13 protein-coding genes and 3 pseudogenes are annotated in these 14,439 nt (G+C 69.7%); 3 read left to right on the plus strand and 13 right to left on the minus strand.

What is annotated here, in order from left to right:
• From ftsA to murB, 6 genes are all read right to left on the minus strand, one after another.
• A partial coding sequence (ftsA, locus tag FV228_RS08415) for a cell division protein FtsA (RefSeq protein ID WP_147854196.1) occupies positions 1-1,061 on the minus strand: 1,061 nt, incomplete at its 3' end.
• A 52-nt stretch (positions 1,062-1,113) separates the two neighbouring features.
• Entirely contained in the window at positions 1,114-2,070 is a 957-nt protein-coding gene (locus tag FV228_RS08420) for a cell division protein FtsQ/DivIB (protein ID WP_147854197.1), read from the minus strand.
• Complete coding sequence (locus FV228_RS08425) at positions 2,037-2,960, minus strand: D-alanine--D-alanine ligase (protein ID WP_147854198.1); 924 nt, start codon at positions 2,958-2,960, stop codon at positions 2,037-2,039. Before FV228_RS08425 ends, FV228_RS08420 begins: the two co-directional genes overlap by 34 nt.
• 35 nt (positions 2,961-2,995) lie before the next feature.
• Positions 2,996-3,304: a type II toxin-antitoxin system PemK/MazF family toxin gene (locus FV228_RS08430; protein WP_246689944.1), complete on the minus strand. Its 309-nt coding sequence runs from the start codon at positions 3,302-3,304 to the stop codon at positions 2,996-2,998.
• 28 nt (positions 3,305-3,332) lie between these two features.
• Positions 3,333-3,566 carry an AbrB/MazE/SpoVT family DNA-binding domain-containing protein gene (locus FV228_RS08435; protein ID WP_147854200.1) on the minus strand — a complete coding sequence of 78 codons (234 nt, stop codon included), beginning with the start codon at positions 3,564-3,566 and terminating at the stop codon, positions 3,333-3,335.
• Between the two features lie 30 nt (positions 3,567-3,596).
• Positions 3,597-4,529, minus strand: a complete 933-nt coding sequence (gene murB, locus FV228_RS08440; protein WP_147854201.1) for a UDP-N-acetylmuramate dehydrogenase — start codon at positions 4,527-4,529, stop codon at positions 3,597-3,599.
• A 68-nt stretch (positions 4,530-4,597) separates the two neighbouring features.
• Between murB and FV228_RS34100 the strand changes: the two are divergent.
• Positions 4,598-4,791, plus strand: a pseudogene (locus FV228_RS34100) (hypothetical protein); the annotation flags it as partial.
• Positions 4,792-4,854: 63 nt separating this feature from the next.
• Here FV228_RS34100 and FV228_RS34900 read toward each other — a convergent pair.
• A pseudogene (locus tag FV228_RS34900) lies at positions 4,855-5,289 on the minus strand (endonuclease domain-containing protein); the annotation flags it as partial.
• Here FV228_RS34900 and FV228_RS08450 point away from each other — a divergent pair.
• Entirely contained in the window at positions 5,177-5,560 is a 384-nt protein-coding gene (locus FV228_RS08450; protein ID WP_147854202.1) for a helix-turn-helix domain-containing protein, read from the plus strand. The pseudogene FV228_RS34900 and the gene FV228_RS08450 sit on opposite strands and share 113 nt — an antisense overlap.
• Positions 5,561-5,575: 15 nt before the next feature.
• Here the strand turns inward: FV228_RS08450 and murC are convergent, their stop codons facing one another.
• The 3 genes from murC to FV228_RS08465 all read right to left on the minus strand — a co-directional run bounded on the left by murC (position 5,576) and on the right by FV228_RS08465 (position 9,407).
• Positions 5,576-6,982, minus strand: a complete 1,407-nt coding sequence (gene murC, locus FV228_RS08455) for a UDP-N-acetylmuramate--L-alanine ligase (RefSeq protein WP_147854203.1) — start codon at positions 6,980-6,982, stop codon at positions 5,576-5,578.
• A gap of 152 nt (positions 6,983-7,134) precedes the next feature.
• Positions 7,135-8,244: an undecaprenyldiphospho-muramoylpentapeptide beta-N-acetylglucosaminyltransferase gene (murG, locus tag FV228_RS08460; protein WP_147854204.1), complete on the minus strand. Its 1,110-nt coding sequence runs from the start codon at positions 8,242-8,244 to the stop codon at positions 7,135-7,137.
• Positions 8,241-9,407: a putative peptidoglycan glycosyltransferase FtsW gene (locus FV228_RS08465; RefSeq protein WP_147854205.1), complete on the minus strand. Its 1,167-nt coding sequence runs from the start codon at positions 9,405-9,407 to the stop codon at positions 8,241-8,243. The genes murG and FV228_RS08465 overlap by 4 nt, the downstream gene beginning before the upstream one ends.
• A gap of 284 nt (positions 9,408-9,691) precedes the next feature.
• Here FV228_RS08465 and FV228_RS08470 point away from each other — a divergent pair, with 284 nt between their 5' ends.
• Positions 9,692-11,167 (plus strand): PAS domain-containing methyl-accepting chemotaxis protein, encoded by a 1,476-nt coding sequence (locus tag FV228_RS08470; RefSeq protein WP_147854206.1) that lies wholly within the window; start codon positions 9,692-9,694, stop codon positions 11,165-11,167.
• A 148-nt stretch (positions 11,168-11,315) separates the two neighbouring features.
• On the opposite strand, the gene murD is transcribed toward FV228_RS08470, so the two are convergent.
• From murD to FV228_RS08485, 3 genes and pseudogenes are all read right to left on the minus strand, one after another.
• The gene (gene murD / locus FV228_RS08475) at positions 11,316-12,686 is read right to left on the minus strand and encodes a UDP-N-acetylmuramoyl-L-alanine--D-glutamate ligase (protein WP_147854207.1); all 1,371 of its coding nucleotides are present in this window, start codon (positions 12,684-12,686) and stop codon (positions 11,316-11,318) included.
• A 206-nt stretch (positions 12,687-12,892) separates the two neighbouring features.
• Positions 12,893-13,978, minus strand: a complete 1,086-nt coding sequence (mraY, locus tag FV228_RS08480; protein ID WP_147854208.1) for a phospho-N-acetylmuramoyl-pentapeptide-transferase — start codon at positions 13,976-13,978, stop codon at positions 12,893-12,895.
• Between the two features lie 100 nt (positions 13,979-14,078).
• Positions 14,079-14,439: pseudogene (locus FV228_RS08485) on the minus strand (UDP-N-acetylmuramoylalanyl-D-glutamyl-2, 6-diaminopimelate--D-alanyl-D-alanine ligase); the annotation flags it as partial.

Consider the following 14,439-nt stretch of genomic DNA (forward strand, 5'->3'; position numbering starts at 1 on the left):
CCCGTCAGCACCACCCGCCGGCCGGCCTGGGCGGCGAAGCCGGCATCCCGCAGGCGGTCGCGGACCAGCTCGACCACCTCCTCGACCCGCGGCTTGATGATCCGCACCAGCTGCGAGCGCGGGATGTGGGCCGGGGCCTCGCCCTCGTCCTCGCCGACCCCGTGCACGGCGATCATGTCGCGATCGTCGGACGGGGTGGAGAGGGCCGAGCCGTAAAGGGTCTTCAGCCGCTCGGCCGCGGCCATGCGGGTGGAGAGCCCCCGGGCGATATCCATGGTGACGTGGTGTCCGCCGACCGCCACCGCGTCCACGTGGACGAGGTGGCCGCCCGAGAACACGCCGACGCTGGTGGTGCCGCCGCCCATGTCGACGACGCACACGCCCATCTCGGCCTCGTCGTCCACCAGGGCCGAGAGCCCGGCGGCGTAGGGCGTGGCGATCACCGCCTCGACCCCGAGGTGGCAATGCTCGACCGCCAGCATGACGTTGCGGGCGGCGGCGAGTTCGCTCGTCACGACATGCAGGTCGACCCCGAGGGCCTCGCCGATCATGCCCGACGGATCGATCACGGCACCCTGCCCGTCCAGCGCGTAGCCGGTGGGCAGGGCGTGCAGCACGGCCCGTCCGGGGCTGACGCCGTGGGCGCTCGCCGTCTCCAGCACCCGCTCGACATCGCTGCCGGTGACGGTGCCGGAGCGGGTGTTCACCCGGGCCTGGAAATGCTGCGAGGCGAGCCGGCCGCCCGACATGTTGACGATGACCGACTGGACCTCGACCTTGGCCATCCGCTCGGCGGCGTGGACCGCCTGGCGGATCGCGCCCTCGGCGGCGGCGAGATCGACGATCGCCCCACCCTTCAGCCCCAGCGAGCGCTGGTGGCCGATGCCGATGATGCGGGCGAGGTGCGTCCGGCCGCGCAGGGTCGAGAGCGCCTCGGCCGGCTGCAACTCGGCGATGAGGCAGACGACCTTGCTGGTGCCGATGTCGAGCACCGACAGGGTGGTCGAGCGCCGGGCGGAGAGCGGCTTCAGGCGCGGCGTGAGGCCGTGTTGGCTGTGCATTGACACTACCGGACGCAGAAGGCGGGACGGGCGGAGATCGAGGTTAAGGGCATCAGCTGGCCGCGCCCTTCTTCTTCGCCTTCTGGGCTTCCGCGCGGGCGGCGGCGGCCTCCTCGGTCAGGCGCACCACCAGGCGGTCGGGCATGCGCAGGTCCACCGCGATGATGTCCTTTTCGAGCAGGCCGGCCTCGCGCTCGAACCGGACGAGACGCGCGAGCGCCGCGGCTGGGTCGATCTCGGGCAGGCGCACGTCCACGCCGTCGAGCTTGAGGGTCCAGCGCCGGCCCGAGACGTAGGTCCCGGCCTTGATCCGCTCGGAGAGCGGACCGGCGGCGGCGATGAGGGCGAGATATTCGGGCAGCTTGTTGTTGGCGTCGTCGCCCACGACGAGCGGCAGGCTGGCGTAGCGGTCGTCCCGCATTGCGTCGATCACGGTGCCGTCGGCGGCGATCACGTTGATCTCGCCGTTCTTCTGCCAGAGGGCGGCGGGCTCGCGCTCGACCTGGGTGATCGCGATCTCGTTCGGATAGATCTTGCGGACCGAAGCCTGGGCGATCAGCGGCACGGCCAGCAGCTTCTCGCGCACCGCCACGACGTCCAGGAACGGGACCGAGGAGCGCCAGTCGATGCCGGCTGCCGACAGCACCTCGCGCTCGTACATCCGGGAGATGCCCGAGATGGTCACGCGCTCGACGCCGAAGCCGAGGACCCGCGCTGCGATGTCCAGGGGCCGACCCTGCTCGGCGACGAAGGACTCGTAGCGCCCGCTCGCCACGAAGCCGGCGAGCGCCACGGTGGCGAGGGATACGGAGACGCCCACGGTGCCGACGCCGCGCGGCAGGCGCTGAGTCAGGAGCTGGCCCCTGCGGGACCGGCGCACCGAGAGGGAGCGGGCGGGAGCGCGTCCGGTGAGCCGATCCAGCGCGGCGCCGACGAGGCGCGCGGGAAGGCTGCGACCGGCAGCGTCACCGCCGCTCAGCGATTCAGAGAAGCGTCCTCCACCATCCATCGGACGAGCTCACCGAAACCAAGACCCGCATGGGCCGCCATCTCCGGCACAAGGCTCGTCTGGGTCATGCCGGGTTGCGTGTTGACCTCCAGGACGACGAGCAAACCGGTTCCACCCGGTGTGTCGTCGTAGCGAAGGTCGGCACGGCTGACGCCCCGGCAGCCCAGTGCTTGATGCGCCGTTAACGACAGTTCTTGGACACGCTGGTAAACATTTGGTTTAAGTTCGGCCGGCAGCACGTGGACCGACCCCCCCGGGGCGTACTTCGCGTCGTAGTCGTACCAGTCCCCCGTGGCGGCCTTCACCTCGATCACCCCGAGCGCCTTGTCGCCCATCACCCCGCAGGTCAGTTCGCGACCGGCTATGTAAGGTTCTGCAAGGACTTGCTCGCCGAAGGTCCAGTCCTCCGAGGCGAGGATCTGGGGCGGGTGCGACCGGCCGTCGCGGACGATGATGACCCCCACGGACGAGCCCTCAGCGATCGGCTTGACCACGTAGGGCGGCGGAAGCGGGTGGTTTTTCGCGGCCTCGAAGCGGTTAACGATCCGACCCGCCGGCACGTCCACGCCGGCTGCGTGCAGCACCGTCTTCGCCCGCTCCTTGTTCATGGCCAGCGCCGACGCGAGCACGCCCGAATGGGTGTACGGAATCTTCAGGATCTCCAGCAGCCCCTGGATTGTCCCGTCCTCTCCGTCCGGACCGTGCAGGGCGTTGAAGGCCACGTCCGGCCGCAGCTCGGTGAGCACCGAGGCGATGTCGGGCCCGACGTCGACGCGGGTGACCCGGTACCCCTCCCCTTCGAGCGCCGTCGCGCAGGCCGCGCCGGAATTGAGCGAGACCTCGCGCTCGGCGGAGGTACCGCCCAGGAGGACGGCGACGTGCTTGGACATGGTGGGCTCCGGGGAAGTCTGGGTCGAGGATCGGGTCACGTTGGGCCGACCAGGTCATGGATCGCGGCGAAGACCGCCGCCGCAATGGCCGGCGGCAGAGCGCCGATGCGGCGCAGGATGCGGCCGGGTTCGATGCAGGCGATCTTCAGCGGACGGACCGTGGAGGCGGCGCCGAGGCCCGCTGCGGCGAAATCCCTGATCGGGATGTCACCGCTCATGCCGGCGTTTCGGGCGCTCGTGATCATCGCAATCCGCACGTAGCCGGCCTGCGCGACCGCGGCTCCGGAGACGGCGGGGCGTCGCTTCTCGGCCACGCGGTCCGAGTAGGGGAACTTCACGACCACGACGGAGCCGGCCGAAAAGCTCGCGGCCTCAGAGGTCGGCATAATCTTCGTCATCGATGAGGCCGCCCCATTCCATGAAGGCGACGAACGGATCCTCGCCCTCCGGGGGCGCCTTGTCGATGCGGACGCCGTCCGGTGAGATCCGGTAGCGCAGACGATCCCCCGGGCCGATGGCGAGGCGCTCGCGTACCTCGGCGGGCAGCACGGTCTGGCTCTTGACCGAGATCTTCGAGTAGGCGGTGCGGGCGGACTTGCCGGGCATGGCCGATACCCCTTCAACGCGACTTACAACTTACTGACTTACCGCCGCCGAATCCACGCCGATCCGCCGGATCTCCCAGCGCAGCGTGACGCCGCTGGTCTCCCGAACCCGGCGCCGGACTTCCTCGCCCAGTCCCTCGATATCGGCAGCGGTGGCGCCGCCGGTGTTGATCAGGAAGTTGCAATGCATCGGCGAGACCTGGGCGCCGCCCCGGGTCAGGCCGCGGCAGCCGGCGGCGTCGACGAGCTGCCAGGCTTTGCCACCCTCCGGGTTGGCGAAGGTCGAGCCGCCGGTGCGCTCGCGGATCGGTTGTGCGGCCTCGCGGGCCGCCGTGACCCGCTCCATTTCGGCTTCGATCGCGGCGCGGTCCCCGGGTGTTCCGCGGAACAACGCGCGCGTGAAGATGACGTCCTCGGGCGCGTCGGAATGCCGGTAGGAAAAACCCATCTCGGCGTGGCTGAAGCGGCGCAGCGCCCCGGTCCGGTCGATGCCATGCGCCTCGACCAGCACGTCGGTGGTCTCGCCGCCATGGGCGCCGGCGTTCATCCGCAGGGCGCCCCCGATCGAGCCCGGAATGCCCCGGTAGAACGCGAGTCCGTCGAGCCCGGCCTCGGCGGCCGCCTTGGCGAGGCGCATGTCCGGCACGGCGGTGCCGACCTGCAACGTCTCGCCGTCGATCGCGATACCGCCGAACGCCTTGCCGCCGAGCCGGATGACCACGCCCGGCACGCCGCCGTCGCGGACGATCAGGTTGGAGCCGAGGCCGATCACGGTGACCGGCACATCGGGTTCCAGGGCGGCGAGGAGGTGCGCGAGATCCTCCTCGTCCGCCGGGGTGAACAGGACCTCGGCCGGACCGCCAACGCGGAACCAGGTCAGGTCGGCCAGCGGCTGGTCGGCGAGCAGGCGCCCGCGCAGGGCCGGCGCGGCGGCGCGGATTCGGTCGTGGAGCGATGCGGTCATGGGGTAATCTCCCCTCTCCCCACAGGCGGGACTACGGTCTTCATACAGTTCAAGAGGTGACGCTGGTCCCCTCTCCCCGCGCGCGGGGAGAGGCCCGCATGGACCTTGTCGTCCGTGCGGGAAGCGCAGGCGAAGCCGGAGCGGAGGTGAGGGGGCGTGAACGGATGAGGCTCATTCGGAGCCGCCCCCTCACCCTCGGCTGCCGCCTCGCTCCGGCGACGACAAGGTCGTCGCGGCCCTCTCCCCGCACGCGGGGAGAGGGGGGCAGCGCGGCCAGGATGGTGTCCAGAACCGCACCAATATTGTCCGCGATCTCGGGATTCCAGAAGCGGAGGACGTGGTAGCCCTGTGCGGCCAGCCATTCGTCCCGGATGCGATCGCGTACATTGTCCGCGTGCTGGCTGCCATCGATCTCGACGATCAGGCGCGCCTCGCGACAGCAGAAATCCGCGACGTAGCGCCCGATCGATTCCTGCCGCACGAACTTGAAGCCGGCAAGACGTCGATCGCGCAGGCGATACCAGAGGCGACGCTCCGCCTCCGTTTGAACGAGGCGCAGATGGCGCCGAAACCGGGTACGTTCCGCCTTGGCCGATCGCATCTCCCCATTTCCCCGCGCGGCTCGATCTACGGCTAGGATGCTGCCCGTGACCATCGTCAGAACCCGGACGCCTTCCGGCGAGGCCATCGTGATCCTGCCGGAGGCGGAGCTCGAGCGGCTGCGCGAACTGGCGGACGACACGCTCGACACCTGCGTCATCGACAAGTCGCAGAGCCGCCTGAACGCCGGCGACGAAGAACGCCTCGATGAGTCCGATCTCGATGCGTTGCGCGCGGCCCCGAGCCCCCTGGCGTTCTGGCGCGCCCGGCGAGGGATGACGGTCGCCGCGCTGGCGCGCGACGGCGCGGTGCCCGAGGTGCAACTCACCGATCTGGAAACGGGCGCGGGCACGGCCGATCCTGCCGTCTACGAACGGCTGGCGCGGGCACTCGACATCGATGTCGAAGACCTCATGCCTGACTCAGCCTGATCGACGCCCATCCGCTCACTTACCTCGCGCGGCGAGTTCGCCCGGCAGCGCGTAGGCCCATTGCGTGATCGTGCCGGCGCCGAGGCACACGACGTAGTCGGTGGGCTTGGCGAGTTCGGCGACGATGCCGGCCAGTTCCTCGGGCCGCTCCAAGGGGCGGGCGTCCCGGTGGCCGCGGGAGCGCAGGCCCGCGACCAGGGCGTCCCGGTCGGCGCCCTCGATCGGCGACTCGCCGGCCGTGTAGACCGGGGCGACGATCACCGTGTCGGCGTCGTTGAAGCAAGTGCAGAAATCGTCGAACAGCGACGCGAGCCGGGTGTAGCGGTGCGGCTGCACCACCGCGATGACGTTGCCGTCGGTCGATGCGCGGGCGGCCTTGAGCACCGCCTTGATCTCCACCGGATGGTGTCCGTAATCGTCGAAGATCGTCGCCCCGTTCCACTCGCCGGTGCGGGTGAACCGGCGTTTCACGCCACCGAACCCGGCGAGCGCCCGGCGGATGGCGTCGTGCGAGACGCCGAGCTCGTTGGCGACGGCGAGCGCTGCGGTGGCGTTGAGCGCGTTGTGCTTGCCCGGCATCGGCAGGACCAGGTCTTCCATCTCCATGCGGAAGCCCGGGCGCCGGTCGCGGATCATGACGCGGAAGCGGCTCTGGCCGCCCTTCAGGTCCACGTCGAGCAGGCGCACGTCGGCCTGAGGATTTTCGCCGTACGTGATGATGCGCCGGTCCTCGATATGGCCGACCATGTCCTGCACCACCGGGTGGTCGGTGCACATCACCGCGAAGCCGTAGAACGGGATGTTGTCGATGAAGCGCCGGAACGCGTCCTTCACCGCCTCGAACGAGCCGAAATGGTCGAGATGCTCGGGGTCGATGTTGGTGACGATGGCGACGTCGGCCGGCAGCTTGAGGAAGGTGCCGTCGGATTCGTCGGCCTCCACCACCATCCAGTCGCCCTCACCCATCCGGGCGTTGGTGCCGTAGGCGTTGATGATGCCGCCGTTGATCACGGTCGGGTCGAGGCTGCCGGCGTCGAGCAGGGTCGCGACCAGCGAGGTCGTGGTGGTCTTGCCGTGGGTGCCCGCGATGGCGACGCAGGACTTGAAGCGCATCAATTCGGCCAGCATCTCGGCGCGCCGAACTACCGGAAGGCGACGCTCGCGGGCGGCCTGCAGCTCCGGGTTGTCCCGACGGATCGCGGTCGAGACCACCACCAGGGCGGCCGCGTCGACGTTCTCGGCCTGATGGCCGACGAAGGTGCGGATGCCCTTCTCGGCCAGCCGGCGGACGTTGGCGTTGTCCGAGGCGTCGGAGCCCTGGACCGTGTAGCCGAGGTTGCTCATCACCTCGGCGATGCCGGACATGCCGATGCCGCCGATGCCGATGAAGTGGATGGGGCCGAGCTTGTCGGGCAGCTTCATCTGTCGTCGTACCTTCCGTAAAGTCATGGTTTCAAAAGGTCTGGGACCTTTTGCGGGTGCAGGGCGGAGCCCTGCTGTCGGGCCTTGCCCAACGCATCAGGGCTCCGCCCTGACAACCCGCCAAAGGGCTGAGCCCTTTGGAAACCCGATTGCTAACCGCTTCTGGCAGTCTGGATGACGACCTCGGCCAGCCGCTCGGCGGCGTCGTGGATGCCCGCGCTTCTGGCCGCATCGGCCGCCGCGGTCAATTTTGCCGGCGTCTCGAAGCAGGCGACCAGCTCGGCCGCGAGGCGATCCGGCGTGAACGCGGTCTGCTTCAGGGCCAGCGCCGCGCCGATCGCGTCGAGGGTCGCGGCGTTGGCGGCCTGGTCCTGATCGAGGGAGCCGGGCAGCGGCACCAGGATCGACGGCCGGCCGATCGCGGACAGCTCCGAGACCGTCGAGGCGCCCGAGCGCGAGACCACGAGGTGGCTCGCGGCCATGCGGGCCGGCAGGTCCTTGAAGAACGGCGCGGCCTCGAGGCCGGCGAGCCCCATGGCGAGGTAGCGGTTCTGCACCGCGGTCAGGTCCTCGGGCCGGACCTGTTGAATGAGGTGCAGGCGGGCGCGCAAGTCGGCGGGCAGGCGCTCGATCGCCTCGGGCACGACCTCGCCCATGACCAGCGCGCCCTGGCTGCCGCCGAACACGAGGAGCCGCAGGGCGTCGCCGTCGCCGAACGCGGGATACGGGATCTTGGCCGCCTCGATCACGGCCGGGCGGAGTGGGTTGCCGGTGTGGATGCGCGGCGCGCGCGCCTTGTCGGGTACGCCGCGGACATCCTTGAAGCCGGTGGCGATGGTGCGGGCGCCTCGAGCCAGGAAAGCGTTGGCCCGGCCCATCACGGCGTTCTGCTCGTGCAGCACCGTCGGCACCCGCAGGATCTGGCCGGCGAGCACAGGCGGCACGGTCGGGTAGCCGCCGAAGCCGACGATCGCGGCCGGGTTGATCCGCCGGATCTCCCTGGCGGCGACGCCGAAGCCGCGGCCCAGCGTCAGCACGGCGCCGGCCCGCTTCAGGGGCGAGCGGCCCGAGGGCGTCGCGGAGGCGATCGTGATCACCTCGGAAGCCGGGAACTCGCCCGAGATCGCGTCGACCCGGGCGTCGGTGGCGAGCGCCACCCGGATGCCGCGGGCGCGGAGAGCATGGGCGAGGCTCTCGGCCGGGAACAGGTGGCCGCCGGTGCCGCCCGCGCAGAGCAGGATCGTGGGGGTGAAGACCGTCACCGCATCACCCCGGCGACGGTGGCCGACGCGGTGCCGGGCGGCTTCTGGCTGAGCAGGACGGTGCGCGGACGTTTGCGGGTCAAGGCGACCAGGAAGCCGGTGCCGAGCGCCAGCGAGATCATCGACGAGCCGCCGAAGGAGACGAACGGCAGGGTCATGCCCTTGGCCGGCATCAGCTGGGTGTTCACCGCCATGTTGATGCAGGCCTGGAGTCCGAACAGGGTGGTCAGTCCGGTGATCGCCAGCCGCGAGAAGGTGTCGTCGGTGCGCCGGGCGAGCTTGAGGCCGCGCAGCACGATGAAGGCGAACAGGCCGACGAGGCACAGGCAGACGATCACGCCGAATTCCTCACCGGTGACAGAGAAGATGAAGTCGGTATGTGCGTCCGGAAGGTGGCGCTTGGCCACCCCCTCCCCCGGGCCGGTGCCGAACCAGCCGCCCGAGCGGAATGATTCCCGCGACCAGAAGTCTTGGAAGCCGCCGCCCGAATCGCGGTCGAGGAACTTGTTGAAGCGCTCGCGGACGTGATGGAAGAACAGGTAGGCCGCGAACACGCCGCCGAGGCCCAGAACGCCGAGCAGCGCCACCCAGATCAGGTGCAGGCCGGCGACGAAGAACAGGGCGCACCACACCATGGTGATCAGCATGGTCTGGCCGAAATCCGGCTGCAGCAGCAGCGGCACGATGGTGACCGGCAGGAGCAGCATCGCCAGGAAGCCGCCCGGCATATCGCGGCGCTGGGCGCCCTCCGAGAACGCCCAGGCCGCCACGACCACGAAGGCCGGCTTGACGAATTCCGACGGCTGCAAGCCGATCGGTCCGAACTGGATCCAGCGATGCGCGCCCTTGATCTCCGGGCCGAACTTGCCGGCGAGCAGGCAGAGCGCGACGCCGCAGATCCAGGTGACCAGCGCGAGCCGCCGGACCCCGCGCAGGGACAGGAACGACACCGCGCAGATCAGCAGGATGGTCGGCGCGAGGTAGAGCGCCTGCCGGTTGAGGAAGTAGAAGGTCGGCAGGCCGATGCGCTCGGCGACCGGTGGGCCGCCGCCCATCAGGAAGACCAGGCCGGCCACCATCAGCGCGAACAGCGCCGCGAGCAGCCCGCGGTCCACCGTCCACCACCAGTCGGTGAGGGGTGTGCGTTCCGCGCGTGAGATCATGCCGGGCAACGACTCCAGGCCGCGCGGAGGCCGGTCCGCGTCGGTCGGGCCGATCCTGTGGGGGAATGGTAAACGGAGCCTTATGGCCGGATGACCCTGGCGGCACCTGGGATTCCTCGGCGCGGAAGAACTACCGTATTCGTCCGAGGTATACTGTCGACGATGTCATCGAATGTTAATTCTCATTGTGCAACTTGGAGGTGTATCCCCACCAGGATCGGAGAGCGGTGCGATGCGTGCCCCGCTCTGCCAGGCCCGATCCGCACAGCAGAAGCCGGTCCGACATGTTCGCTGCTCTGAAGGTCCGTGAAGCGCAGGCCAAGCTGGCGGCCCTCGACCGCGTCCAGGGGCTGATCGAGTTCGATCTCGACGGCCGCATCCTGTCGGCGAACGGCAATTTCCTCGACGCGGTCGGCTACACCCTGCCCGAGGTGGTCGGGCAGCATCACAGCCTCTTCGTCGATCCGGAATACCGGGATTCAGCGGATTACCGGGCGTTCTGGGAGCGCCTGCGCGGCGGCGCGTTCGAGTCGGGCCAGTTCCGTCGGGTCGGTCGCGGCGGGCGGACGATCTGGATCCAGGCCTCCTACAACCCGATGCTCGACGCCCGGGGCCGGCCCTACAAGGTGGTGAAGTTCGCCACCGACATCACTCGGCAGCGCACCGAGGAGGCCGACCGCGCCGGCCAGATCGCCGCGATCCACAAGGTCCAGGCGGTGATCGCCTTCGACCTCGACGGCATGGTCCTCGAGGCTAACGACAACTTCCTCGCCGCGATGGGCTACGGCCGCGACGAGGTGGTCGGGCAGCATCACAGCCTGTTCGTCGAGGCGGGCTACCGGGACAGCGAAGCCTACCGGGCGTTCTGGGCGGCCTTGCGCAACGGCACCTATCAGGCTGCCCAGTTCCGCCGCCTCGGCAAGGACGGGCGGGAGATCTGGATCCAGGCCTCCTACAACCCGATCCTCGACGCCGGTGGCCGGCCCTACAAGGTGGTGAAGTTCGCCACCGACATCACCGATCAGGTCCGCCTGCTGGCCGACCTACGCAGGTTGATCGACAGCAATTTCGGCGCGATCGAGCACGCGGTCATGCATTCCACGGACGCCGCCCGCCTGGCCTCCTCGGCGGCGGACTCGACCTCCGGCAACGTCCAGACCGTGGCGGCGGCGGCCGAAGAGCTCGCCGCCTCCGTCGCCGAGATGTCCCAGAGCATCGTGCGCTCCCAGGGCGCCACCGACACCGCCTACGCCTGCGTGCGCGAGGCGGACGGCCACACCAAGCGGCTCGCCGACAGCGCGACGGCGATGTCCAGCATCGTCGGGCTGATCCAGAGCATCGCCGGCCAGATCAATCTGCTGGCGCTCAACGCCACCATCGAGGCCGCCCGGGCCGGCGAGGCGGGCCGCGGCTTCGCGGTGGTGGCCAGCGAGGTGAAGGCGCTCGCCGACCAAGCGGCCCGCGCCACCGGGCAGATCAACAGCGAGATCGCCAGCGTCCAGCAGGTCTCGCAGGAAGTGGTGGTCGCATTGGGCTCGATCGGGGCCTCGGTCTCGGTGATGCGCGAGACCGTGGTGTCCACCGCGGCGGCGATCGAGGAGCAGAGTGCGGTGACCCGGGACCTCGCCGAGAGCATGCAGAGCGCCGCCGGTGCGGTCACGGCGATTACCGGCAATATCGGGGCGATCGCGCAAGCCGTCGCCGACGTCTCCGAGGCGGTCGCCACCACCCGCGATGCCGCCAAGGTGCTGGCGCGCTGACCGGCCCGGACCGGGTTTCCAAAGGGCTCAGCCCTTTGGCTGGGTTCGGGGGCGGAGCCCCTGATGCATCGGGCGAGGCCCGACAGCAAGGCGCCGCCCTGCACCCGCAAAAGGTCTCGACCTTTTGAAACCCTGAAGACCGAAGCCCTCAGGGCAGCGCCTGCACCAGTTCCCGGAACCGGTCGCCGCGGATCTCGAAATTGCGGAACTGGTCGTAGGAGGCGCAGGCCGGCGAGAGCAGCACCACCGGCTCCGGGGCGCCCGAGGCGGCGGCGTTCTCGGCGGCCTTGGGGACCGCGACGTCGAGGGTCTCGCAGCGCGTGTAGGGCACGACGCCCTCCAGGGTGGCCGCGAAGGCGTCCGAGGCCGCGCCGATCAGGTAGGCGTGGGCGACCCGCTGGAAATACGGCACCAATGGGAAGATCCCGCCCTCCTTGGCCTTGCCGCCCAGGATCCAGTGGATGTCCCTGAAGGCGGTCAGCGCCTTCTCGGTGGAATCCGCGTTGGTCGCCTTGGAATCGTTGACGAACAGCACGGCGCCGCGTCGCCCGACCTGCTCCATCCGGTGCGGCAGCCCCGGGAACGAGGACAGGCCGGCCCGGATTTCTTCGCCGGTGAGGCCGAGGGCTCGGGCGACCGCCACCGCCACGGCGGCGTTCTGCCAGTTGTGGGCGCCGCGCAGCGAGCCGATGCCGTTGACGTCGGCGAGCGCTGTCCCGTCGGGGTCGCGGACGATGCCGTCGCGCACCGTCACGGCGTCGGCGCAGAGCGCGTCCCCGGTGGGTACGTGGACCCGCACGAGGTCACCGGCGCGCCGCTCGGCGATCGCCCGGCTCGGGCCGTCGTCGATCCCGACCACCGCCAGCCCGGCGCCGGCGATCAGGCGCTCCTTGATGGCGGCGTACTGCTCCATGGTGCCGTGGCGGTCGAGATGGTCCGGCGTGATGTTCATCAGCACGCCCACCGTCGGGTCGAGGCCCGGGGTCAGGTCGATCTGGAACGACGACATCTCGATCACGTGGACGCGGCCGGCATCCGGCGGCGCCAGCGACAGGATCGCGGTGCCGATGTTGCCGCCCATCTGCACGTCGCGCCCGGCCTGGGCGAGCACGTGGGCGATCAGCGCCGTGGTGGTCGACTTGCCGTTGGTGCCGGTGATCGCCACGAACGGCGCTTCGGGCGCCAGCGCCCGGCGCTCCCGGCAGAACAGCTCGATGTCGCCGACGATCTCGACTCCGGCCTCGCGGGCGAGCCGGACGGTCCAGTGCGGCTCCGGATGAGTGAGCGGCACGCCGGGGCTGAGCACCAGGGCCTTAAAGCCGGACCAGTCGGAGTCCCGCAGATCCTGCGTGCCGATGCCCGCATCCTGCGCACGCGCACGCGCAACGCTGTCGGCATTGTCGTCCCAGGCAACGACTTCAGCGCCGCCGGCCTTCAGCGCATTGGCCGTGGCCAGCCCCGATCCGCCGAGCCCGAACAGGGCGACCTTCTGGCCCGCGAAGACGGTGACGGGTGTCATGGGAAACTCAATTCAACGTGGGAACATCGCCGATCCCACCCAACCCCCTCATCCTGAGGTGCCTGCGCCAGCGGGCCTCGAAGGAGCCCTCCAGGGGTCACGCGGCCGGCTGGAGGGCTCCTTCGAGGCGCCCGCTTCGCGGCCGCACCTCAGGATGAGGGCCCGATTGGGATCGGCCGTAGTGATACATAGTCTAGCACAGTTTCTCAGCGCAGCTTCAGGGTCGCGAGGCCCGCGAGCGCCAGGATGACCGCGATGATCCAGAACCGGATCACGACCTGCGGCTCCTTCCAGCCCTTCTGCTCGAAATGGTGGTGTATCGGCGCCATCCGGAAGACGCGCTTGCCGGTGAGCTTGAACGACGCGACCTGGATGATCACCGACATCATCTCCAGGACGAACAGGCCGCCGACGATGGCCAAGACGATCTCATGCTTGGTCGCCACCGCGATGGTGCCGAGCAGGCCGCCCAGCGCCAGCGAGCCGGTGTCGCCCATGAAGATCTGGGCGGGCGGCGCGTTGAACCACAGGAAGCCGAGGCCGGCTCCGATCACCGCGCCGCAGACGACCGCGAGTTCGCCGCTGTCGCGGACGTAGTTCACCTGGAGGTAGCTCGCGGTGAACGAGTTGCCGACGAGATACGCGATGATCCCGAACGTGCCGCACGCGATCATCACCGGCACGATCGCCAGACCGTCGAGGCCGTCGGTCATGTTCACGGCGTTGCCGGCGCCGACGATCACGAAGGCTCCGAACAGGGCGTAGAACCAGCCGAGGTTCAGCAGCGCGTCCTTGAACACCGGAAAGGCGAGCTGGTTCTGCAGGGCGGCCGGTGAATAGACCGAGACGATCGTGCAGGCCGCGATGGCGATCATCGCTTCCAGGGACAGCCGGAACTTGCCGGAAAAGCCCTTGTGGGACTGCTTCGTCACCTTGAGGTAGTCGTCGTAGAAGCCGATCGCCCCGAAGCCCAGGGTCACGGTTAGGGTCACCCACACGTAGTGATTGCGCGGATTGGCCCAGAGCAGGATCGCCACGATGGCGCCCGCCAGGATCATCAGCCCGCCCATGGTCGGCGTACCGCGCTTGGTCAGCAGGTGGGTCTGGGGACCGTCCTCGCGGATCGGCTGGCCCTTGCCCTGGCGCAGGCGCAGCAGGGAGATGATCCACGGCCCGAACCAGAACACGAACAGGCCCGCCGTGAACAGCGCGCCGCCGGTGCGGAAGGTGATGTAGCGGAAGACGTTGAGCGGCGAGAACGTGCCGCTCAGTTCCGAGAGAAGGTACAGCATCCGGGCGCTCGGCCCCTTTGTTCAGGCGCGGGTTTCGGGGGGCGGCACCGATCGTCGCGAACGCTCGGGCGTGCCGATCATGGGGCGGATCAGGTCCGGATCACGGGGCGGCGGCCATTCCGCGCCGCGCCGGGTCGACCGCGTAGCGGGCTTTCAGCACATCGACAATCCGCCCCATGCGGCTGCCGTTCGATCCCTTGACCATCACGGCGTCGCCGGACCGCAGGTTGCGGGTCAGCGGCTCGATCAGGTCGGCGGCGGTGTCGGCGACGCCGCCGCGGCGGCTCACCGGCAACGCCTCGAACAGGTGGCGCATCAGCGGCCCGGAGGCGAAGACCAGGTCGATCCGAGCGGCCTCGATCGCCTCGACGAGGCCGCGATGCAGGTCGGGGGAGGCCGCGCCGAGTTCCAGCATGTCGCCCAGCACCGCGATGCGGCGGCCGCGCGGGCCGGTCTCGATG

Origin of the sequence: Methylobacterium sp. WL18 (assembly GCF_008040015.1) — a bacterium.
Lineage (GTDB): Bacteria > Pseudomonadota > Alphaproteobacteria > Rhizobiales > Beijerinckiaceae > Methylobacterium > Methylobacterium mesophilicum.

Bases quoted from the DNA above. Each gene is read 5' to 3' on its own strand.
- FV228_RS08420 (WP_147854197.1), bottom strand. From the start codon at position 2,070: ATGGATGGTGGAGGACGCTTCTCTGAATCGCTGAGCGGCGGTGACGCT.
- FV228_RS08425 (WP_147854198.1), bottom strand. From the start codon at position 2,960: ATGTCCAAGCACGTCGCCGTCCTCCTGGGCGGTACCTCCGCCGAGCGC.
- FV228_RS08435 (WP_147854200.1), bottom strand. From the start codon at position 3,566: ATGCCCGGCAAGTCCGCCCGCACCGCCTACTCGAAGATCTCGGTCAAG.
- murB (WP_147854201.1), bottom strand. From the start codon at position 4,529: ATGACCGCATCGCTCCACGACCGAATCCGCGCCGCCGCGCCGGCCCTG.
- murC (WP_147854203.1), bottom strand. From the start codon at position 6,982: ATGAAGCTGCCCGACAAGCTCGGCCCCATCCACTTCATCGGCATCGGC.
- FV228_RS08465 (WP_147854205.1), bottom strand. From the start codon at position 9,407: ATGATCTCACGCGCGGAACGCACACCCCTCACCGACTGGTGGTGGACG.
- FV228_RS08470 (WP_147854206.1), top strand. From the start codon at position 9,692: ATGTTCGCTGCTCTGAAGGTCCGTGAAGCGCAGGCCAAGCTGGCGGCC.
- murD (WP_147854207.1), bottom strand. From the start codon at position 12,686: ATGACACCCGTCACCGTCTTCGCGGGCCAGAAGGTCGCCCTGTTCGGG.
- mraY (WP_147854208.1), bottom strand. From the start codon at position 13,978: ATGCTGTACCTTCTCTCGGAACTGAGCGGCACGTTCTCGCCGCTCAAC.